Source organism: Maricaulis sp., from assembly GCF_017643475.1.
Classification (GTDB): domain Bacteria; phylum Pseudomonadota; class Alphaproteobacteria; order Caulobacterales; family Maricaulaceae; genus Maricaulis.
In genome coordinates, this window is sequence record NZ_JAEPNI010000001.1 from 731,053 (window position 1) to 753,554 (window position 22,502).

Annotated in this window: 17 protein-coding genes; 5 read left to right on the forward strand and 12 right to left on the reverse strand. The window is 59.9% G+C overall.

Going from position 1 to position 22,502, the window contains the following annotated elements; genetic code table 11:
• Positions 1-3 precede the first annotated feature (3 nt).
• The 3 genes from JJ889_RS03470 to moaA form a co-directional block, all read right to left on the reverse strand.
• The gene (locus JJ889_RS03470; RefSeq protein ID WP_291891507.1) at positions 4-951 is read right to left on the reverse strand and encodes an alpha/beta hydrolase-fold protein; all 948 of its coding nucleotides are present in this window, start codon (positions 949-951) and stop codon (positions 4-6) included.
• A gap of 2 nt (positions 952-953) precedes the next feature.
• A complete protein-coding gene (locus tag JJ889_RS03475; protein ID WP_291891508.1) occupies positions 954-3,005 on the reverse strand; it encodes a glycoside hydrolase family 97 protein in 2,052 nt (683 codons plus the stop codon).
• 209 nt (positions 3,006-3,214) lie between these two features.
• Positions 3,215-4,228, reverse strand: a complete 1,014-nt coding sequence (moaA, locus tag JJ889_RS03480) for a GTP 3',8-cyclase MoaA (protein ID WP_291891509.1) — start codon at positions 4,226-4,228, stop codon at positions 3,215-3,217.
• A 169-nt stretch (positions 4,229-4,397) separates the two neighbouring features.
• Here moaA and JJ889_RS03485 point away from each other — a divergent pair, with 169 nt between their 5' ends.
• Entirely contained in the window at positions 4,398-5,147 is a 750-nt protein-coding gene (locus tag JJ889_RS03485) for a sulfite exporter TauE/SafE family protein (protein WP_291891510.1), read from the forward strand.
• A 103-nt stretch (positions 5,148-5,250) separates the two neighbouring features.
• Positions 5,251-6,105 carry a penicillin-binding transpeptidase domain-containing protein gene (locus JJ889_RS03490; RefSeq protein WP_291891511.1) on the forward strand — a complete coding sequence of 285 codons (855 nt, stop codon included), beginning with the start codon at positions 5,251-5,253 and terminating at the stop codon, positions 6,103-6,105.
• Here the strand turns inward: JJ889_RS03490 and JJ889_RS03495 are convergent.
• Positions 6,102-6,920 (reverse strand): LytTR family DNA-binding domain-containing protein, encoded by an 819-nt coding sequence (locus JJ889_RS03495; RefSeq protein WP_291891512.1) that lies wholly within the window; start codon positions 6,918-6,920, stop codon positions 6,102-6,104. The genes JJ889_RS03490 and JJ889_RS03495 overlap by 4 nt on opposite strands.
• Positions 6,921-7,495: 575 nt before the next feature.
• Between JJ889_RS03495 and JJ889_RS03500 the strand changes: the two genes are divergently transcribed.
• The gene (locus tag JJ889_RS03500) at positions 7,496-10,831 is read left to right on the forward strand and encodes a TonB-dependent receptor (RefSeq protein ID WP_291891513.1); all 3,336 of its coding nucleotides are present in this window, start codon (positions 7,496-7,498) and stop codon (positions 10,829-10,831) included.
• Between the two features lie 114 nt (positions 10,832-10,945).
• Here JJ889_RS03500 and JJ889_RS03505 read toward each other — a convergent pair whose 3' ends face one another.
• Complete coding sequence (locus tag JJ889_RS03505) at positions 10,946-11,416, reverse strand: Lrp/AsnC family transcriptional regulator (protein WP_291891514.1); 471 nt, start codon at positions 11,414-11,416, stop codon at positions 10,946-10,948.
• 105 nt (positions 11,417-11,521) lie between these two features.
• Between JJ889_RS03505 and JJ889_RS03510 the strand changes: the two genes are divergently transcribed.
• Together JJ889_RS03510 and JJ889_RS03515 are read left to right on the forward strand one after the other, a co-directional pair.
• Positions 11,522-13,114 carry an aminotransferase class V-fold PLP-dependent enzyme gene (locus JJ889_RS03510; RefSeq protein WP_291891515.1) on the forward strand — a complete coding sequence of 531 codons (1,593 nt, stop codon included), beginning with the start codon at positions 11,522-11,524 and terminating at the stop codon, positions 13,112-13,114.
• Positions 13,115-13,289: 175 nt separating this feature from the next.
• Complete coding sequence (locus tag JJ889_RS03515; RefSeq protein WP_291891517.1) at positions 13,290-13,802, forward strand: curlin-associated protein; 513 nt, start codon at positions 13,290-13,292, stop codon at positions 13,800-13,802.
• Between the two features lie 93 nt (positions 13,803-13,895).
• Here the strand turns inward: JJ889_RS03515 and JJ889_RS03520 are convergent, their stop codons facing one another.
• The 7 genes from JJ889_RS03520 to JJ889_RS03550 all read right to left on the reverse strand — a co-directional run bounded on the left by JJ889_RS03520 (position 13,896) and on the right by JJ889_RS03550 (position 22,394).
• Positions 13,896-14,474: a hypothetical protein gene (locus JJ889_RS03520; protein WP_291891518.1), complete on the reverse strand. Its 579-nt coding sequence runs from the start codon at positions 14,472-14,474 to the stop codon at positions 13,896-13,898.
• A gap of 69 nt (positions 14,475-14,543) precedes the next feature.
• Positions 14,544-16,307: a flotillin domain-containing protein gene (locus JJ889_RS03525; protein ID WP_291891520.1), complete on the reverse strand. Its 1,764-nt coding sequence runs from the start codon at positions 16,305-16,307 to the stop codon at positions 14,544-14,546.
• A gap of 40 nt (positions 16,308-16,347) precedes the next feature.
• On the reverse strand, positions 16,348-17,046 hold the full coding sequence (locus JJ889_RS03530) for a YqiJ family protein (RefSeq protein ID WP_291891522.1): 699 nt from the start codon (positions 17,044-17,046) through the stop codon (positions 16,348-16,350).
• Positions 17,043-17,732, reverse strand: coding sequence for a PspA/IM30 family protein (locus JJ889_RS03535; protein WP_291891524.1), 690 nt, complete (start codon positions 17,730-17,732; stop codon positions 17,043-17,045). The genes JJ889_RS03530 and JJ889_RS03535 overlap by 4 nt, the downstream gene beginning before the upstream one ends.
• Complete coding sequence (locus tag JJ889_RS03540) at positions 17,733-18,245, reverse strand: hypothetical protein (RefSeq protein WP_291891526.1); 513 nt, start codon at positions 18,243-18,245, stop codon at positions 17,733-17,735. It lies immediately after the preceding gene.
• A gap of 204 nt (positions 18,246-18,449) precedes the next feature.
• Positions 18,450-20,036, reverse strand: a complete 1,587-nt coding sequence (locus tag JJ889_RS03545; protein WP_291891527.1) for an AbgT family transporter — start codon at positions 20,034-20,036, stop codon at positions 18,450-18,452.
• Positions 20,037-20,288: 252 nt separating this feature from the next.
• Positions 20,289-22,394 (reverse strand): M13 family metallopeptidase, encoded by a 2,106-nt coding sequence (locus tag JJ889_RS03550; protein WP_291891529.1) that lies wholly within the window; start codon positions 22,392-22,394, stop codon positions 20,289-20,291.
• Positions 22,395-22,502: the final 108 nt, after the last annotated feature.

Below are 22,502 nucleotides of genomic sequence, written 5' to 3' on the forward strand. Positions count from 1 at the left end.
GTTTCACCCCTCCTCGCCGAGCAGGAAGATCAGAACTTCGTCAATCCGCGCCTGCCAGGCGGCCTCATTATGGTCGGCTCCCGGATAGACGCGTGAGACAAACTGCTCGTTCTCGACAAAGCCGTGTACCTGCATCACGGGATCGATTGCCTCCTGGTAGGGCGCATACAGCGCATCCAGATTGATGCTGCCGTGATCCATCCAGATGCGATGGCGAGAGGGATCAAACGGTGCCTGCCGGATGAAGGTTCGCCAGTACGGAATTAGCATGTCCTGCCAGCGTGCCGCCTCGTCCCCGACCAGCGTCCCGGAGACGCGGATTGGCCAATGCGTAGACAGCGCGGCAACCTGGCCGAAATCATCCGGGTGGCGGCTGAGCGTGTAGAGCGAGATCAGCCCGCCCATGCTTGATCCCATCAGGCTGGTCGAGGTCGCATCGGGGCGGGTGCGAAAGGTTGCGTCGATATACGGCTTGAGTTCGAGGACGATGAAGTCGGTATAGGCGTCGGCGAGCGGGGTCGCATCGGTGGTCTCGAAAACGAGCGCGCGTTCCGGAGCAGGAAGAGCCTCGACGATGGACTGCGGGGCATAGTCCCAGCGACGCTGGGGCGAGTTCCAGATGCCGACCACGATTGCTGGTTCGATCCGGCCTTCACCGATCAGCCTGTCCATCGCCGCATCCACTTCCCAGGCATCTCCGGCATAACTGAAACCGGGCTCGAACAGGTTCTGGCCGTCCTGGGCATAGATCACCGGGTAGTGCCGGTCACTCTCAGCATATCCCGGCGGCAGATAAATGGAGAGGTTCCGGTCGAGCACATGTTTGGCCGGGAAGTTCTCCACGCTGATGATATGGCTCGGCGACACGGGGGCAGGATCTGATGTGCTGCTTTGCGATGGTGAGCAGGCGGCCAGCGTGCCCGCAGCGAGGAACGCGGTCGTTCGGCGCATGATCAGTTCTCCGCCACGAAGCGGATGGCTGCTCCTCCGCCCGGGACCAGGGTGAACTCGATCTCGTCGGTCGAGGTGACCTGCATCTCCCGGATCATCATGGCATAGGGGTTGTGTTCCCAGTGTGCGTCGGGGTGATCGAGGTAGAGCTGCGCGGTATAGGTGCGTCCGTCTTCCAGGAAGTCCAGGCCAAGCCCGACATGGCGTGCCGCGCCGCCATTTGCTGCGCCGACATACCAGTCCGCGCCGCCCCGTTCCTGGCGCGCAAAGACGATATGCTGGCCCGGTTCTCCTTCCAGCGCGATGGAGGTTTCCCAGTCCGTCGGCACATCGCGGATGAACTGGAAAGCGTCCGGGCGGGCCAGGTAGTTATCCGGCAGGTCCGCCGCCATCTGGATGGGGCTGTAGATGGTGACATAGTGCGCCAATTGCTGGGCGAGCGTGGTCTGCACCCGGCTTGGTGCATCTTCACCGCGCGGCATCAGATCAAAGATACCGGGCGTGAAATCCATCGGGCCCGACAGCAGCCGGGTGAATGCGAGAGTGGGGACATGTTCCGGCGGGTTCGGCGGAACACCCCAGGCGTTGTATTCCTGGCCGCGCGCGCCCTCGCGCGAAATCCAGTTCGGATAGGTGCGGCGAATGCCGGTGTCCTTGACCGGTTCGTGTGCATTGATCGAGATCCGGTGTTCAGCGGCGGCCTGGAGCACCCGCAGATGGTGGTTCACCGCATATTGCCCGTAATGCCATTCATAGCGCGGTGTGCCGTCTGCTTCATAGCGCACCAGGTCGCCGGCATCAGCGACGTAACCTGTTTTGACCTGTGAGATGCCAAGGCGTTCATAGAGGGCAAAGCCGGCCTCCATCTGGTTCTCGTAATTGGTCAGATCGCCGGAGGTCTCGTGGTGACCAACCAGACGGACGCCGCGCTCGCGCGCATAGGCAGACAGGGCTTCGATATCAAAATCCGGATAGGCCTCGGTAAAGGAAAAGGTCTCCTGGCGATTGAACCAGTCGCCATCCCAGCCGAGGTTCCAGCCTTCCACCAGGATGCCGTCAAAGCCGTTTTCGGCGGCAAACTCGATCATCTCGCGCGTGTTTTCATTGGTCGCGCCGTGGTTCGGGCCAGAGCCCCAGGTCTGCGTATTGATATGCATGCCCCACCAGATGCCGACATATTTTCCCGGCTCCACCCAGCTGACATCGCCAAGCACATTGGGTTCGTTCAGATTGAGGATGATGTCGGAGTTGATCAGTCCCACGGCCGCATCAGCGATCTGGATGGTGCGCCAGGGAGTCGTGAAATTCGCGTCGGCGTGAACGGCGATGCCATCGGGTCCCGGGGCCAGCTTGACGTCCAGAATGCCGCCGCGCTGCTGGTCCAGATAGAATCCGGAATAATCGTGCAGGGCCGCTTCATGAATGGCGACCCACGGGCCGTCATCCGGCAGGCGGGCTGTAAAGGGTGAATGGGCGCGATCCACCTCGCTCAGGGATGTTTCCTCGTAGATGTATTCATACCGGTTCCAGCCCGCAGCCGGCACCCACCAGGCGGTGGATTGCTCGGGTAGATTGAAACGGGTCATCTCGTCGATGATCGCATGCGGAGCGTCGCCCATCACCTCATATCGAAAGCCGACGCCGCTATCGAAGACGCGGATACGCAGATCGAAGCCGCGCTCCGGATTGCCGGCGTAGCGGAAACTGGCAACGAGCTCGTTGTGGTGGTCGCGGACCAGGCGCCGCTCGCCCCAGGGCTGTTCCCAGGTATCGTCATGGCTGCCGGTTTGTGTGCCGGTCAGGGCGAGACCGGTTTCAAGCGGGGCGCCTTCAGCAAATCGAAAGCCGAGCCGGGAGGCGCGCACAACCGTCTCATTGTCCAGGGCCACGGCATATCGCGGTGCGCCCTGTTCGCTCCAGACCGTGAAGGCGATGCGGCCATCGGGAGAGGTGATGCGGGCAGGCGCGTCCTGTGCGTGGGCATTTGACGTGGTCCCCACCGCGGCCGCAAGCAGCATGAAGGCGATCGACAGGATTAGCGGGCGGCGTGGCATGTTGTGCTTACCTCTGTGCAAAAACATGCAAACAAAAACGCACATTTGATACTGTAGCAAGGGATATTAATGCAAACAGCTCTGATAAACGAACGGGTCAGCTGATCTTAGCCGGTCCGTTATGGCTGGTTTAGCCTTGCGGCTATTCGAATCTCCGAACGAGATTTTCCGCGCCGCCCCGGTGCTTGGTTTCGCGCAAGGTGAGGCCGCTAGCCACCGGTCCGGGCCATGGAGCGGCTTACCGCCGGTCCGGCATTCACATCAAAGTCGTGACGCTCCGGTTTGTCCTGCATTGCCGCATCCAGCTGCGCGTTCAGCGCCGCAGCGCCGCCATTGCGTAACGCCGCCCTAAGATCAACGGAGTTTTCCTTGCCCAGACACATGAACAGCGTACCCGTACACGTCACCCGGACCCGGTTGCAGCTGGCGCAGAAATTATGACTGAGCGGGGAAATGAAGCCGAGGCGCCCACCGGTTTCAGCGACCTTTACATAGCGCGAGGGACCACCCGTATTGAGCGGGATGTCCTGCAGGCTGAATTGCTCTTCCAACCGGCTTCGGACGATGGCGAGGGAGAGGAACTGGTCGGACCTGCGAGTCTCGATCTCGCCGACTGGCATGACCTCGATCAGGCTCATATCCATCTTGCGCCCGTGCGCCCAGCTCATGAGATCGGCGATCTGGTGCTCATTCTCTCCCTTCAGGGCGACAGCATTGATCTTGACGTGCAGACCGGCCTTACGGGCCGCATCAATTCCACGCAACACGTCCGCGAGCCGGCCATTGCGTGTCAGCCGGCGGAACATCACCTCATCCAGCGTGTCCAGCGAAACATTGATGCGTTTTACGCCAGCGGCGGCGAGCTGGTCGGCATATCGTTCCAGCAGGGTGCCATTGGTGGTCAGCGCGATTTCGCTAAGGGCTGATTTGCCCAGCCGCTGGCCGAGTGCCTCGATCAGGGTGATGACATCGCGTCGCACCAGCGGTTCGCCACCGGTAATGCGGATCTTGCTGACGCCGCGGGCGATGAAACTGTCACAGATCGCCGCCAGCTCCTCATAGCTGAGCAGATCCTTCTTGGGCAAAAACTCCGGTTGCTCATCCATGCAGTAATGGCAACGCAGGTCGCAGCGATCCGTGACCGACAGGCGCAGATAGGTGATCTGGCGCCCGAAGGCGTCGATCAGGGGCGACCGGGTCAGGGATTTCGACTGGGTATCCACGCTTGGTCCTGCTTTGGCATCTGTTTCGTATTTAGGTCAGCTTTACGGCAAATGCGAATATGCAGCGCCGTTGATCAGCCAGACGTGAAGACCCGTGTGGTGCAAGCAATCGCGCCTTGTTGTCGCAGCGGGCTGGTCAAGGCGTTTTCTGTGCGGCAACAAGGAGCTGATGCCCTTGCTTCTCGCGGTTTTCTTTCTGGCGACAGCCACGCTTTACGCCTCGGTCGGATTTGGTGGTGGCTCGACTTACACCGCGATCCTGGCAGCCACGGGCGTCGATTATGCCCTGATCCCGATCATTTCGCTGATTTGCAATATCGCCGTCGTCGCCGGCAGCTGCTGGCGTTATGGGCGAGCCGGCCTGCTTTCGGTGCAGCGGCTGGCCCCCGCGCTTGCGGTCTCGATACCGCTGGCCTGGCTGGGTGGACGTATGCAGCTGTCCGAAGATGCTTTCCTCTACTTGTTGTCGGGAGCGCTCGTATTGTCCGCCCTAGTATTGCTCGTTCGACCACCAAGGCTTGCGGGTGTCTCGAGCACGGGCGCTGCGGGCTGGGCGCTGTATCTGGCCGGCGGCGCTACCGGGCTTCTGGCCGGGCTGGTCGGAATAGGTGGCGGGATATTCCTGGCACCATTGCTCTACATGATGCGCTGGGGCGAGGAAAAGCAGATCGCGGCCGCATCCAGCCTGTTCATCCTGCTCAACTCGCTGGCCGGACTGGCGGGGCAGTTCAGCAAACCGGGAATTGCGATGCAGCCGGTGGTCGACCATCTCGTCTGGCTCGTCCCGTCCGTGGTCCTGGGCGGCTGGATCGGCAATCACTTGGGTATCCACATCCTGCCGGCCAATCGGGTGAGACAGGCCACCGGCCTTCTGATTCTGGTGGTCGCGGTTCGTCTGCTGTTTCGTGCCGCCGGGTAGAGTAGCGACCCATCGCTGACCGGCGCGTCAGCGCCCGCCTCGCCATTCTTTGACCACAGTCCGGCGCAAGATCGCACGCGGCGTGTATTGCGAGGGACGGTTCATGCGTGAGTGGGTGCAGCGGCCCGCCCTGTTGGGGGCGGCGTTCTGGTTTGCCGGTTTCGTTGGTGGTTGCAGTCAGGACCAGCCAACCGTCATGTCTGACATGATCACGGTGCCGCGTGCCGCCTATGACGGGCTTATCACAGCCGAGCGGGTCGATTTCATTGCACTGGACCTCCAGACCGGCCGCAAACTGGTTCTGGAAGGGTCGCGTATCTATGAACGCCATGCACCCTGGTCGACCTTCAAAATTCCCAACACATTGATCGGCCTGGAGACGGCTGAATGCCTCGATCCGGAACAGGTGCTGGTCTGGGATGCGGAGCGCTGGCCAGCTGCCGATTTCTGGCCAACGGCGTGGCACGGCGAACATGACCTGGAATCAGCCTTTCGCAATTCGGTCGTCTGGTATTACCGGCAGCTCGCGCAGTGTGTGGGTGGCGGCCGTTATCAGTCCGTCCTGGCAGACTGGAATTACGGCAATGCCCAGTTGAATGCGGGTGATGATGCATTCTGGCTTGGCGGCGGATTACAGATCTCGCCCTGGGAGCAGGTGCGCTTTCTGCAGGATTTGCATACCGGCATGATCGAGGTAGCCGATTCAGCTCTGCAGCGTCTCGCTACGATCAGCCTGGATGAGGCGTTTGCAACGTCCGGCCTGCGCGGCAAGACAGGGGCCGGCTCCACGCAGGATGGCGCCTGGGAGGGCTGGTATGTCGGCTATGTTGATGCAGGCGAGGGGGCGGGTGTGGTTTTCGCCCTCTATGCGAGTTCGGACGACTACGCCGACATCCGCGATTTCCGACGGGCCTTTGCCGTGGAGTTGTTGACGGATGCCGGCTATCTGCCGAACTAGGCAGCCACTGTTGGCTGCGCCCGTGACTCGTTAGCTGCGGGTGAAAACCCCACCATGAACTCGGTCAATGCCGGGCGGTATTTACGACCGATCCGAACCTTCGATCCATTGTTGAGCTCCACCGCATAAACACCGTGCTTGTCGCTGAGCGTCTTCACGAGGGCACGTGTATTGATGATGCCGGAGCGGTGAATTCGCAGGAAGGCCGATGGATCGAGCGTCTCCTCAAGTTCACGCATGGAAATGCGGTGCAGCAACTGGCGATGCTGAAGATGGAAGTACACATAGCCCCGTGCCGCTTCGATCCAGATGATCTCGGATTGCGGTACCCGGATGATCTCGTTGCGCTGCTTGATCCAGAAATCCTTGAAGTTTGGTGAGGTCGCGCCGGGTGTACGAGATTGCCGGAGCGCTTCAATCGTCTCTGTCATAACTTCAATTCGAGCGGCCGCTTCGCGTTCGCGAAGTTGCGTGTCCAATCGTCGAACTGTTTCTTCCAATCGCACTGGATTAACCGGCCGCAGGATAAAATCGGAAGCGCCCATATCAAACGCAGGTGCTGCCATCTCAGGAAGATTGCTGCACAAAACGACCAACGGGTACATGCCGACTTCGTTCAATTCGCGCGTGATGCGTTCAAACTCGAAACCATCGGCGTCCAGGAAAAGGACATCCGGGTTTAATTCCTTGCAGGCTGTTACTAAGGCCCGACCTGAGCGATAACATTCGACAGATCGAACCCGCGGGAAACCGATCAGCGCATCACGCAGGTGTTCGGCCTGAGAGATGCTCGATTCGTAAGCGACCATTCGCATTTTTTAGTCCTCAACAATGGTGGCGCCAATTTCCTGGCGCCCTGCCTTTCGACATCCATTCCGAGAGATCCCCACCCTACAGAACTTGGGTCAACTCGCCCTCCGGAACGCTCCATCGACACAGAAAACTCACAGCCGTTGGTCGATCCTCCCAAGCATTGAGGGCACGAAAATGGTCGCTCGTTCAGGCTGGGGTTGTCAACGGCAGATCGCCTGACGCTGTCGCGATATTCATGAAATATTGTTCAGCAAAGGGACCGGAAAAGCCGCAAGTCCTGTCGTTCGGGGGGCGGGGTCAGCCGTTCGACGATGCCCTGATTCTTTTGTTACAATTTAAGGCCGCTTTATGCTTGCCGCCCTGGATTTGGCGCGCGTCATTATCTGTTCGTGATTGCAAACCCGGCTTGTGACGCAAGCCCGAGGTTCGTCACATTACGGTTTCGTTGTGCTCGATCCATGCGGCCTTGTCCCCTTTGCGCGGGGGCGGATCGTATCGGTACAAGCGGGTCGACCACCTCTGTCGTGATCAATCTAAGCCCTTTCAGTAAGGGCAGGACTGCTACCGAGGGGTACTTATGCAATTCAAAGATAAAAACGGTATGCTGGCGTCGACCATGCTGGCTGGCCTTTCAGCGCTGAGCCTGGGCGTCGCTCCGGCATATGCGCAAGATGTTGAGCAAATCGATCCAGACGCTCAGCAAGGGGAAACTGCGCCGCAGGACCGTATTACGGTAACCGGTTCACGTATCCGTCGCGATGCATTCTCGTCCGCGCAGCCGCTTCAGGTTGTTGATGCTGAAAGCGCTGTTCAGCTGGGTGCTGTCGACGCTGCTGCCATCATCGCTCAGTCAACTACGTTGAGTGGCGAGCAGATTGGTGCCGCCATTAACACTGCTTCCGGTCAGTCGAATGCCACCGAAATTCCGCCGGATGGTGGTGTCGGTTCCCAGAACGTTGGTTTGCGTGGCCTCGATGCCGAGCGTACTCTTGTTCTGATGAATGGTCGTCGTCTCGCGCCTGCAGGTGTAGGGGGGGCTCCGACGCGCCCTGACCTGGGTTTGATCCCGTCGTCCCTCATCGATCGTGTTGAGATTCTGACCGGTGGTGCGTCGTCGATTTATGGTGCGGATGCTGTTGCTGGTGTCGTAAACATCATTACGAAGACCGAAACGGAAGGAATGGAAATCGACTTCTTCCGTTCATTCCCGGAAGTCGGCGGTGGTGTTGAATCTCGCGCCTCCTTCGTCATCGGACAATCCTCGGACAACGGTTACATCAACTTCGCGGCGGAGTACTTCCAGCGCACCGCGACCCGCTTTACCGATATGCCGGGCCCTCATTGTGATGTCGATATTCGTGACATCTTTGTCGATGGCGAGTTTAACAATCGCCAGACTCTCTGCGTGAGTTTCTTCCCGGACAATGCGTATTCGACTTCCAACAATGGCGAGCTGTGGTTCTATCAGCCTGGTCAGACGGGAACGTTTACGGATCTGAACGGAGCCACTGTCTCCATCGATGATTGGGTATTCCGCACCGATGGTATCTGGGCCGGGGACCAGGTTGGAGCCGTCTTTGACCGTTTCCTCTGGGCTGTTGATTCAGCGCCTGGTTACAATGCGCCGCAGCAATTCGGTGAATTCAACGACAATGACGAACGTCTCAATGCTGACTTCCGCCAGGCTGTCCAAACCTTCTCCTTCGTCACGACAGGTGAGATGGACCTGGACATCACGGATAGCTTTGCTCCGACCTTCTTCTTTGAACAGTTCTACTCAAATCGTCAGACGCGTTCCCGCGCTATGGGCGAGCAGGCTCTGCCGGAACTGCCAGGCTTCATTCCGGAGCTGAACGCGGCCGGAGATGACTGGGTTCGTGATGGAAACGGTGATGTTGTTCTCGTCGACAACCCGCTGAACCCGTTCCCTGAGGACGGTGAAGGTATCTTCATCATGGATGAAGACTTCACTCAGATTCGTGAAGCTGAAGTTGAACAGATCCGCTTCGTCGGCGGTTTCCGCGGCGATATCGGCCAGCTCTTCGGCATTGGTTCGAACTGGGAATATGAAGCTTTTGGTTCCTATGATCGTTCTTTGGGCTATCAGGCTCAGGAAGTTCTGTTCTCGCCGAATATCGTTCTGGGTTCCCAGTACGTCTTTCTTGATAATGACGGCACGCTGTCTTGTGGTATCCCGCAGGGCTTGCCGGGTGGTTTCTCCAATCAGGGTTCCCCGACTGTTAACTTCAACATGTGGCCGGACAGCACAGTCGACCGCTGTCAGCCGATTGACTGGTTCGCGCCGAGCGTTCTTGAAAACGGTGCCTTCGCAACTGACTCCGAGCGCGATTTTGTCACCGCCCTGCGGACAAACCGCACGACGGTTGAGCAGGTTATCTTTGGTGGCTTCGTCTCCGGCGATCTCTGGGAGATGCCGGGTGGTGTTGTCGGTTCCGCCTTCGGTATGGAATACCGCATCGATAAGATCGACAGCTCCAATGATGTGACGGTTACCCGCGGTCTGCAGGCGACTGAGACACTTCAGTCCGAAGCAAACGCGGCGGGCGAGACCTGGCAGCGTGACATTTTCGGCGAGATCAGCCTGCCGCTGATTTCCAATGTTCCGTTCATTCAGGATCTGAGCGTGGATCTGTCGGCCCGTCATACCGAAGAGAAGAACTTCGGTGGTGAAACCACGTACGGTGTTCGGTCTTTCTGGCAGGTCAATGACTGGCTTGCGTTGCGCGGTTCCTACAACACGGCCTTCCGTGCTCCGAACCTGCGCGAACAGTTCCTGGCCGATAATGCCTCCGGCACGACGGCCTCTGGTGGCGACCCGTGTCGGGTTCCGGCTTTGGCTCGTGTAGACACCAATAATGATGGCGTCTTCGAATACGATGCGACCCAGGACACGCGTTCTGCCAACCTGTTGGCACAGTGTGTGGCTTCCGGTGCCGACCCGACCGCTCTGGCCCTGGCGAGCACGAGCTCGGTCTCCGTGCCGGTTCTCACCTCGGGTAATGTCGAACTGATGCCGGAGACGGCCGAAACGGTCACCGCCGGTTTTGTTATCCAGCCGGACACCGACTGGAACCCCGCGTTTGACTTCCTGTTCGACGACTTCTCCGCGTCTGTCACCTACTGGGGTGTTCAGATTGAGGACACAGTCGAAGAACTCTCCGCCGGTTCTGTGATTGGCGGATGTTTCAACGGTCAGACCCCGACGCTGTCCAGCGCCCTGTGTGAGCGCATCGAGCGACTGAACACGGGTAACCCGGCTCTGAACGGCCTTGCGTCTGTCACCATTGACTTTGTCAACCGCGGCATCATCGAGACTGATGGCCTGGACGTGAACTTGCGCTTTGGTCGCGAGTTCAATGTGATGGACCGTGATTTCTACGTGTCACTCACATCCAACAACTCCTATGTCTTCTCCTACAAGGAGCAGGCGCAGGCTGGAGATCCGTTTGATCAGGATGTTGGCGAGGACTTCCGTCCGCGCTGGACGTCTGACCACAACTTCACGGTCATGCAAGGTGATTGGTCCTGGAACTGGCAGATGCGCTACACCTCTGGTGTCGGAACGCGTGATCGCCAAGACCAGTTCTTCCCGGATGGCTTTGTCGGTGGTTCTGTATGGTGTGAGTGGTCGAACCCGAATGACCGCTCGAATCCGGTCAACAACTGTACGGTTTCGGTCCTCGAGGGCATCGACAATTACTGGCAGCACAACACGTCTCTCACCTTCGAGCGCGAAACGTGGCGTATGACGGTCGGCGTTGCCAACGTCTTCAACGAGCTGGTCCGCATCGACAGCAGCTCCGGCATTCGTAACCGTAATGGCTACGTTGTCGGTGGCCGCTATGACACTGGTGGTCGTCGCGCGTTCGTAAGCTTGAACAAGCGCTTCTAAGAACCAGCACCCCGGGCGGATTTGCCCTCTGCCCGGGGTGTTGTTCGAGCTTGGTATTTCACGACCTTACCCCGCTTGAAGCGAGAACCTCGCCAGTTGCTGGCGGGGTTCTTGTCATTTGACCGGGAGTTCTGTGGTGTTCTTGATCGCCTCCATGGCGAAACTGGCGCTGACATCTGACAAGGGGGCGATGGTGATCAGGCGTTTGTAGACCTCGTCATAATCCTTCACATCCGGCACCACGATCTTGAGCAGATAGTCGATATCCCCGCCCATGCGGTAGAATTCGACGACCTCCGGCATGCGCGAGACCCCGTCCGCGAAACGGCGTAGCCATTCGCCGTCGTGATTGCTGGTCCGTACCGAAATGAAGAGCGTCGCATTCAGGCCCAGAAGGTCGGGATCAAGCAGGGCGACACGTTTGCGGATATAGCCGGCATCGGTCAGCCGCTTGATGCGGCGGGTCGTCGGCGTGGCGCTCAGGCCAATCGTATCAGCGATTTCCTGCACGGTACGGTCAGAATCGGTTTGCAATAACTCAAGAATGGATCGGTCGTGGTGATCGAGTGACATATTTTCGGCCATGATAGTGTTCATCGCTATTTTAGGCGTGTTGTCTGGCTGAAGATAGCGAAAAACGCTCCCTGATTGGCGCTAGATTATTTCCCGGGCAGCTACTCGGGCAAAATCATGGACGGTCAGATCTCGGAAATCGCTGGATGGGCTTCGGTCCGTTCTGGTCTGGTGGGCGTGACCGCCACGCTGCGCACGCCCTATGGCGAGCGTCCTCTAATTTATGCTGATTTCACCGCTTCGGGCCGTGCCTTGCGCCAGGTCGAGGACGCAGTCGCGGATCTGCACACGCTCTACGCCAACCCGCACACCGAGGACAGCGAGACCGGTCGCGCCTCGGGTGCCTGGCTGCGCGAGGCAGAAGCTGTGATCCGGCGCTGTATAAATGCAGACGAGGGTGATGCGCTGATCACCTGCGCTTCAGGCGCAACCGGTGCCATCCACAAACTGCAGGAAATCCTGGGCATCACCTTGCCGCCGGCCAGTGCCGACCGACTGGCGAGCCTCGAGGTTAAGGATCGCCCGGTCGTTTTCATCGGTCCTTATGAACACCATTCCAACGAGTTGAGCTGGCGTGAAAGCCTGGCGGAGGTCGTGACGGTGCCGCTCAATGAATGCGGCGATGTCGATTTGATGGCGTTGGAAGAAGCGCTGCATGATCCGGCCTATGAGGGGCGCTTGAAAATTGGCGCCTTCTCGGCAGCCTCCAATGTGACCGGGCTCAAGACCGATCTGGTCAATCTTGCGCAGCTCCTGCACGAACATGATGCCATTTTGTGTGTCGATGCCGCAGCAAGCGCGCCCTATGCGCGAATCGACATGCATCCGGCCGAGCATCAGAACGCACAGGTCGACGCAGTGTATTTCTCGCCGCACAAATTCCTAGGCGGGCCCGGGGCATGCGGCGTGCTGGCCTTCAGCAAATCCCTTTATCGCAAAGACCTTCCTCCCACCCAGAGCGCAGGCGGCACGGTGCGTTATGTCTGGAAGGATGGACATGACTTTATCGAGGATGTGGAAGCGCGTGAGCGCGCTGGGACGCCGGGCGTGCCCCAGGTTGTACGCGCTGCGCTGGCGATGCAGATCCAGGCCGAGATCGGTTTTGAGTTGATCGAAGATCGGGAGCAGGCTGCCCTGATGAGGGCCTTTGAAGTCTGGAGGGACAATCCCGGTATCGAGATCCTGGGGCCGGAATGTCCGACGCGTCGGCTGGGCATCGTCTCCTTCAATATCCGTGACCGGAAGGGCGAGCTGGTTCATCCGCGCCTGGTTACGGTTCTGCTCAATGATCTGTTCGGAATCCAGTCACGAGCAGGGTGTTCCTGCGCTGGGCCCTATGGACATGACCTGCTGGGCATTAGCGACGAGGATACGCAACGGATCCGTGCCAAGGTGCTGGACGGTGAAGCCGGCGCTCGTCCGGGCTGGTGCCGGGTCAGCCTGCATTGGGCCATGAGCGAGGAGGAGATTGGCTATCTCATCGAGGCAATTGGTTTCCTGGGTCAGCATGGCTGGAAATTTGTCGAGCAGTACCGCTTCGACCCGGCCAGCGGGCAGTGGGAGCACAAGACCTGTCGGGCCGCTCGCACGCCGGTTTTTCCGAGCTCGATTCTGACATCGACCCCGCGCGAGATGACGCGGTCGCGGTCGCGGCCGGTGCGGGAGCTGATGCGAGAGGCCCTGTCTGTCGCCAACAGCGCTGTGCTTTAGCCCGGCATCCGGTGCGCAGAGTTTTCCGTCGATTGTCCAAGCCTGTCCATATCGCGTTCAGCTAGCTGGACGGTCCCTGAATGACGGGCTCAGCATACGCTCATCGAGCCTTCCGTATTTCTGTACATGCCTTCGATGCATCGGGCGTCAGGCACACCAGTTACGGAGTAAGTTCATGAATATGCGTTTTGTCCTCGCCAGTGCCCTCGCTGCAGTCTCTGTTTTCGGCGCGGCCGATGCAGCCGAGGCCCAGTCCCGCAACCGGGTCACGGTCCAGCAGGACGGCTATCAAAACGAGATCGCTGGTCGCCAGGGTGGTTATGGCCAACGCATGGTGATCCGCCAGCGCGGTGGCCGCCAGCACGTCACCATCATCCAGGACGGCGCGCGCAATGGCACGACGGTGGGACAGAGTGGCTATTACAATCAGTCGCATGTCGACCAGTATGGCCGGGACAATGATACCGTCATCGGACAGGATGGTGTCGACAATTACAGCTACAGCCGCCAGACCGGTCGCCGCAATATCGTCGGTGTGTCCCAGATGGGTCGCAACAACACTGCCGTGACGGACCAGTTCGGCAACAACAACGGTGCCGGCATCATCCAGGTCGGCGATGGCCACAACGCCACTATTCGTCAGTCCGGCAATGGCAATGTAACGCTGGTTATCCAGGGTGATCACTAGGCCCGGTTCGCAGTCAGGCCGATGCCATGGCGTCGGCCTCCGCGATCAACACATCATGAGTCGGTGTTCGTACACCGGCTTTTGGTTGCCTGCTCAGCGGCGGTATTTCAAAAGACCCGCATCCCGGAGATGGTCGTCGATCATCTCGCGCTGGTCCACGCTGAGTGGTGTCAGGCGAGGATAGACCGGCTGGGCCCGGTCATTGCTCCAGGCCTGGTCCCAGTGATCCGTGCCAGCGATAAAGGCGCGCAGCATGGCCTCGCCGCCGGTCTCGAATGCCCCGATCAGACAGGTGTCGACATAGGATTGCGGAACGGGATGATCAGCATCGGCGGTTTCGTGTTCCGTGTTAACGACGATCCAGAACTTGCCAGCGGGCAGGTCAGCCGCGTCCAGGCTTGAGCGCTCGACCGGCGTCCACACATATCCGCGCTCGCGATGACGCATGTCCGGATTGATCTCCACAGGTACCAGCACTGCGTCCAGCGTCGAGGTCACATCCTCAACCAGCCCCAGATAGGTCGCGGCCTCGTCCCGGTAACGCACCGACCAGGCCCGCCGCCAGCCCGGAAGTGCAACCTTCAGTGCGGGTCCGGTCATGTCGGAGTAGGTCTCGCGGCTATGCCGGCTGAGAATACTGCCATAGCCAATCATGTAGTCCCTGGCGGTCATACAGGCTCCAAACGCAACGGGGCGCGGATTGCTCCGCGCCCCGAGAGTGGGTTGTCAGGCTGGTGAAGTCTAGCCTTCCGCGTCGGTGACCTCGGCGACTTCGCCATTGACCGCACCGTTCAGCGCGTTCTCCAGCGAGGCCGGGTCGCCGGCCTTCAGGCCGATCTCCGACAGCATGGCGTCCAGCAGCGGGGCCTGGGCGCGATAGCGCAGGGCCGAGCTGACGACCTGGTCGGCCAGGCCACCTTCGCCACCAGCAGCACCATTGACCGGGCCGCCATTGGCGCCACCGCCCAGACCATCGACGTGCAGGATCTTGATGCCATCGATATTCTCGATCGGCTTCACGCTCTGGGCGATGATCTCCGGCAGGCTTTCCATCAGCTGCAGCTTGACCTGCATGGCGATTTGCTCCGGCGACAGGATGTTGGCCGCTTCATTGACCGCGCGCTTACCTTCAGCTTCGACCGCATAGACCCGCTCTTGGGCGTCTGCACGCATCTTCTCGGCCTCGGCCTCGCCTTCCGCAGCGATGCGGATCTTCTCGGCGTCGGCATTGGCCGCGACGCGGACCGCTTCAGCGCGGTCGGTTGCAGCCTGCTTTTCGGCCTCAGCGGCAACAGTGACGGCGATGGCTTCCATCTCGGCAGCCTTGGCGGCGTCGATCAGTTCGATGCGCTTGTCACGCTCGGCGACCTCAGCCTGGCGGGCTGTGATGACTTCCTCAGCGGCCTTTGCAGCCAGGGCGCGAGCCTTGTCGGCCTCGGCTTCAGCCTCGGACTTGTCGCGGGATTTCTCGGCCACGACAATATCGCGTTCCTGTTCAGCCAACTGTACCTGCTTGGCCTTTTCGACCGCTGCGGACTCCAGCGTTTGCTCTTTCAGGATTTCCTGCTCGCGAACTTCCTTGTCCATGGCGATCTGACGCTCGGCGACGATCTTGTTGGACTCGATGTCCGCCTCGCGGGTGCGCTGGCTGGCGGTAATCTTGGCGATCTCCGCTTCACGTTCACGCATCGCCTGTTCCGCTGCAATCTGAGCGGCTTGTTCGGCAGAACGGGTCTGGACCTCGCGCTGTTGCTCAAGGCGGGCATATTCCTGGTCACGCGAGATCTGCAGGCTTTCCTGTTCGGCTTCCAGGTTCTTGCGGCGGATCAGGACTTCGGTTTCCTGTTCGATATCGTTGCGCTTCTTGCGGCGCTCCTCGATTTCCTGGGTCAGCTTGGTCAGACCTTCGGCGTCAAAGGCGTTGTCCGGGTTGAAATAGTCCTTATTGGTCTGGTCGAGACCCGTCAGCGAGACGGATTCCAGCTCGAGACCGTTTTTCAGGATGTCCTCGGACACGGCCGCCTGCACTTTCTGGACGAAGTTCACACGTTGCTCGTGCAATTCCTCCATGGCCATTTCCGCAGCCACGGCACGCAGGGCATCTACGAACTTACCTTCGACCAGGGCTTTCAGCGCTTCCGGGTCCATGGTCCGCTTGCCCAAGGTTTGGGCGGCATTCGCGATGGACTCGGTCGTCGGCTGAACGCGGACAAAGAATTCGGCCTGAACGTCGACACGCATGCGGTCCTTGGTAATCAGGGCCTGTTCATTGGCGCGCAGGACTTCCAGGCGCAGCGTGTTCATATTGACCGGAATGGTTTCGTGCAGCACCGGCATGATCAGTGCGCCGCCATTCATTATTACCTTCTGACCGCCAAAACCGGTCCGGACGAAGGAAATCTCTTTTGAGGCTCGCTTATACAATCCGGCTACGAAGCCGAAGATTGCGAAGAAGGCTACAAAGCCTACGGCCGTGTACAAGACGAGTGTCATCATATCTGGCATGTACGTCCCTCCATACTACCAACAGGGTTATCGTTAGGCGTCACGACTTGCGTGACAGGATTTCGTGGGTATTGCGGATCACGCGATAGACGCTGCCGTTTTGTGCCACGACGATGACTTCCTCGCCGGCGCTGAAACTCTCGCCATCCTCATCAGGCTCCACGAGCACCCAATGGGTCAGGCCATGCAGGTCTTTCAGCTTGGCTTCAGCGGGCATGCCGCGTTCTGCCTTGCCGCGGATGACGGTGGCGACCTTGCCGATAAAGCGTTCGGTTGAAACCGCTTCCGTCTCTTCCTTGGGCATCACTGCGCCGAAGGCCTTGCCGCCATATCGCATGGACGGAATGGCGATCAGGGTCGCAGGTATGCTGGCCATCCAGCCCGGCGGGATAAGACCGGTTGCGCCATAGACAGCGCTCTGGATCGTCACACCGGCCAGACCAAACACCGCCAGGAAGACAATGATCAGGATCAGGGCAGGCGCCTTGCCGAAGCTCAGCCAGCTCATCAGATAGGTGAGCGGGCCAACGCTCTCGAGACCGCTGATGTCCAGGTCGACATCAGCATCGATATCCGCATCCAGATCCGGCAGGTCGAAATCGGGGAGAATCCCGTCCAACAGGCCGGAAAGGGCAGCGCCGAACACCATGCTCAGGCCTTCAAGCGCTGCGATGATGGTCAGGATGACCAGGGCGATGATAAAGGGGCTCGCCTGGGCGCTCCCCAGAATGTCCATCATTTTACGTTCTCATCCGTTTGACCGGCTTTCAAAGCTGCCAGTCGTTCCTTGATCCGGTTCTCGCGGCTCATCTTTTCCAGTTCTGCCAGCTTGGCGGCGTCACCACGTGAACTGCCACCGGAGCCCGGCAGACCGGAGCTTTCGCGCATCACCCGGTCAAAGGCGCGTTCGGCCTTGGAGACCTTGCGCTCTGCGCCGGAGGAGGCGACCGGTTCGCCCGCCTCGTTGAGGCTGGACTGTTCGGCACGGCTTTCCTTGAAAGCGGCGAGTTCCTCGTCCATTTCGCGGCGACGGGCCTGCAGGGCCTCGACATAGCTTTCCAGCTCTGCCTCTTCGGCGTCTGCATCGCTGACGGCCGCTTCCAGCACCGGGATCTGGCTTTCCAGGTCCATCTGGCGGGAAATGGCTGCCTCGGCGAGATCGTCACGACCTTCCTTGACCGCCATCTCGATCTGGTCACCCAGGCTCTCGTGTTTGGCGTTGGCGTCCATCAGCCGACGTGAGGCGAGGTGTTTGTTTGCCAGCACCTTGCCGAGCTCGTCACGGACCTCGTCAATGGCGCCCTCGACTTCGCGAATGGCCTCTTTCATAACCAGTTCCGGGCTGGCGTTCTCGACCGCATCGACGATCGAATTCACCCCGCCGGACACCAGGCGTTTCACCCGGGATACAAGCTGTTCTGCCATCTAAGTCTCTCCCTCTTGCGACTTCGAGAGCCGGATCAGTTCCGACAACTCGAGGATGGGTTGCAGGCGGTCCTGGACGAGTTGTCCGTCATAGGTTCGCCCCTGTTTTGTCAGGCCCAGATCGAGGATCTCCTCGATCAGGGCGAAGGTCTGTTCGGCAACATCGGCCTCGAGCGCTTCAAGGTCGTTTGCCGGGTCATCTGTCTGCGCCGGTCCCTGCTGCAGGTTTGCAACCAGTTCGGGCAGTCGCTCATAGAGCTTGCCAAGGAAGTCTGATCGCATGCGGCAGTCACGTTGCCGGTTGATCACCTCTCTGTGGGCCGGTTGAAACCGTCTGGAGACTTGTTCAACCCGGCTGGCATAGTCAGTCGCCCCTTCCGCGTCGCGTCGCGCATTTGCGAGCAGGGCGCGTAGTTTCTCGCTCGGCGTCGTCGCGCCCTCCGCCTTGTATTGCGCAAGAAAGGCGGCATCAGCGTCGGTTATCCGTACACTCAGTGGAATGCGTCTCGGCATGACCAAATCCTCTATTCGCACGTAGTATGCAAATGTATGCATATGTGTTCATAGTGGGATTGTAAATGCCCCCGTCCCACGCCCTGGTCGTGGGTTAACGGGTAGGCTGATGCGTCTGAACCTTCAATCAGAAATTGTTCCCGACATAAAAATAGGCGGCAGCTCCGGGGAGCTGCCGCCTGATCTAGGGATTGTTCGGCTGGTTTACTGGGCCGGATAATAGGTCGGGGAACCCGGGCCGACCGGCATGTCGAAACCAAACGCCCAGACAAAGAAGAAGACACTCCACGTCAGGATGAAGAAGATGGAGTAGGGCAGCATCATCGCGATCATGGTGCCCACGCCCAGATCCTTCTTGTAGCGTGTCGCCCAGGCCAGGATCAGGCCGAAATAGCTCATCATCGGCGTGATGATATTCGTGGTGGAATCACCGATCCGGTAGGCGGCCTGGATGACTTCCGGCGAATAGCCGATCAGCATCAGCATGGGCACGAAGATCGGGGCGGTGACCGCCCACTGCGCCGAAGCCGAGCCCAGTGACAGGTTGATGATCGCGCACATCAGGATGAACAGGAAGAAGAGCAGCGGGCCGGTCATGCCGGTGCTCTGCAGGAAGTTGGCGCCCGAGACGGCACTGATCGCTCCGATATTCGTCCAGCCGAAGAAGGAGACGAATTGCGCGGCGAAGAAGACCAGCACGATGTAGAGGCCCAGCGAGGACAGGCCGGTGGCCATGCCGTCGATGATATCGCGGTCGTTTTTCATCGTGCCCGCGCCGCGACCATAGGCGAAACCGGTGGCAACGAAGAAGATCAGGATCCAGACGACAAAACCGCGGAAGAAGGGCGAGTTGAAGCGGTCACCCGTATCAGGATTGCGCAGGATGCCCCATTCCGGGATCAGCGTCAGCGCCATCAGACCAAGCACGCCCAGCAGTGCGAGAAAGGCGTAGAACAGACCCTTCTTCTCCTCGCCGGAGAGCGTTTCCATCATGCGCTTGTCCAGCACGGAGTCGTCGGCCTGTTCGGGGTTGTAGGGCCCCAGCTTGGGTTCGACGATGAAGATGGAAACCAGCGAGCCTACGGTCGTGATCAGGAAGGTCGAGGCCACCATGAAATACCAGTTCGCCGTCGGCAGAACGATATAGTCCGGGTCGATCAGGCGCGCCGCTTCCTGGGTGATCCCGGCGAGAAGCGGGTCGATCGTGCCGATCAGGATATTGGCGCTATAGCCGCCGGAGACACCCGCAAAAGCGGCTGCCATGCCCGCCAGCGGGTGACGTCCCAGGGCGTAGAAAATGGCGCCTGCGAGCGGGATCAGAACGACATAACCAACTTCTGACGCGGTGTTGGAGACGATGCCGGCAAAGACAATGGCGACGGTCACGACGTGACGCGGGGCGCCCAGCACCATGCCGCGTACGGCGGCAGAGAGCATGCCGGACTTCTCGGCAACACCGACGCCCAGCATGGCGACCAGTACGACGCCCAGCGGTGCGAAGCCGGTGAAATTGGTGGTCAGACTGGTCCAGATCCGTCGGAAACCATCCGCATTGAACAGGCTGACCGCGCGGATCATGCCGTCATCGGCGACCCCGCGGGCCCCTGCTGGACGTGGATCTTCCACCGCCAGGCCGAGCCAGCCGAACAGGCCGGAGAGAAGGATGATGCCGATTGCCAGGATGGCAAAGAGCGTCACCGGGTGGGGCAAGAGATTGCCCAGGAATTCAACACCATCAAGAAAACGCGTGAACGCGTTCTTCTTGGGGGCAGGGCTCTGGCTGTCAGCCATGTTCAGGCTCCTGTTTGCACAACACTGAAGGCAAGCCGGGCGCGCGCCGCCATGCCGGGGCGGGCCGCTGGTGCGGTCTCGCCCGGTCAGGTGCAGACGTCCTGGATCTTCCCCTCATTTTCCTCGCCGCGGATTTGAGCGGTTTTGCGCTGCCGGGGCAAGTCTTGTGCTGCCGAGCACGGGTAACACTTCCGCAATGAAAAAGGGCCCGGCAGCAAACTGCCAGGCCCCAATTCTGAGATACGGGTCTCGTTACCAGATCGAGACGCGCTCTTCCGGTGCCAGGTAGAGGTCGTGCTCCTCGGTGATGCCGAAGGCCTCGTACCAGCCGTCCTGGTTACGCAGGGCACCGTTGATGCGGTACTGGGCAGGAGAGTGCGGACCGCGACGCAGCTGCTGAACCAGCGCCTGCTCGGTGTAGAGGTTCCGCCAGACCTGGGCCCAGGCCATGTAGAAGCGCTGATTGCCGGTGTATCCATCGAGGACCGGAGCTTCACCGCCATGATCTTCCAGGTAGAGCTGGTAAGCGCGGAAGGCCATGGAGAGGCCGCCAACGTCACCGATATTCTCACCCAGGGACAGGCGACCGTTCACAAACTCGCCCTCGATCGGGGAGAATTCGCTGTACTGAGCGGCCAGGCGATCGGTCATGCCGTCGAAATTGTCGCGGCTTTCCGCCGTCCACCAGTCACGCAGCACGCCATCACCATCAGAACGGGAACCCTGGTCGTCAAAACCGTGGCCCATCTCGTGGCCGATTACGGCACCGATGCCGCCGAAATTCACAGCCGGGTCAGCATACGGGTCGAAGAACGGACCCTGCAGAATGGCTGCCGGGAAGACGATCTCGTTGGCCGTGGACGAGTAGTACGCGTTCACGGTCTGCGGAGACATGCCCCATTCCCAGTCGCGGATCGGGCCACGCAGGCGTTCGCGGCTGTCTGCGCGGAACCAGGCCGAGATGCGTTCGGCATTGCCGAACAGGTCGTCAGAGCGGATCTCGATGCTCGAGTAATCCGGCCACTGGTCCGGATAACCGATTTTCGGTGTGAAGTTCTCGAACTTGTAGATCGCGCCTTCGCGGGTCTCTTCGTCCATCCAGTCCAGCGTTTCCAGACGCTCACGCAGGGCACGGCCCAGATAGTCCACGAGGACTTCCATCTGTTCCTTGTACTCCGGCGGGAAGAAGCGCTCGACATAGATCTGGCCAAGCGCCATGCCTGCAGAACCATTCACATACTGAATGGCACGGGCTTCCAGGTCACGCGGTTGTTCGACACCGGACAGCGTACGGCTGAAGAAGTCGAATGAGCGCTCGTAGAATTCCGGCGTCAGGCGGCCGCTGTTGGAATTGACATAGCGATAGGTCAGCCAGTCCTGCCAGGTCTCGACAGGAACTTCGCCAAACAGGGTGGCAAGGGACTGGATTGCCGTGTCCTGGCGGATGACAACTTCGGTCTGGTCCGCAAAGTCGAGCGCATCCATGAAGGTTGCCCAGTTGAAGCCCGGCGCGCTGGCAGCCAGCTCGTCGGTCGTCATCAGGTTATAGGTGCGCGTGCGGTCACGGCTGTCCTGGCGGGTCCAGTGAACCTGGGCGAACTGGGTTTCCAGATCCAGGATGCGCTGGGCGCGCTCGGCACCATTGTCCATGCCGATAAAGCCGAACACATCAGTGATGTAGGCGACGTAAGCGTCACGGAAACCCTGATAGCGCTCGGTGTCTTCCAGATAGTAGTCACGGGTCGGCAGGCCCAGACCGGACTGGCCGACGGAGACGATGTAACGGTTCGGGTTGCCCTGGTCGCGGCCAACGCCGGCGCCAAAGATAGAGGCCGTTCCCGGCTGCCCCATCAGGTTGGCAATGTCGTCATGCGTGCTGGCAGCTGCAATCGTGTCGATCATCGGGCGGACCGGATCGAAACCGCGGGCGGTCAGCGTGTCCTGGTCCATGAAAGAGGTGTACAGATCACCGATCTGCTGCTGCGGCGTGCCCGCTTCAGCGTTGGCTGCGCGCGCTTCGGAGATGATGCCGTCAATACGCTCTTCCGAGAGCAGGAAGAGTTCGGTGAAAGACCCGAAACGCGAGAAGCCCTGGGGCAATTCGCTCTGGTCCAGCCAGCCGCCGTTTACATAGCGGTTGAAGTCATCACCCGGGTGCACGCTGTCATCAACGTGCTCGTATTCAATACCCCAGGTGCCCAGGCGCGGATCGCCGGCAGACGGATCACCAACGCTGGTGGTCTGTGCGACTTCGCTGCCGGAAGCAGCGGAATTGTCGGCGGTGTCGGTGGTTTCAGTTGCCGGTGTGCATGCGGCGAGCAATGTCAGGCTTGCACTTGCCATAAGTAGTTGTCGCAAATTGGCCTCCCCCAATTGGAACTATGAATATGTCAGTGTGCGGTAACTTAGTGCTTTGCGACCGGCGTGCAACTTACGCATTCGTGAGGATTGCAGAGACGAAAAAGC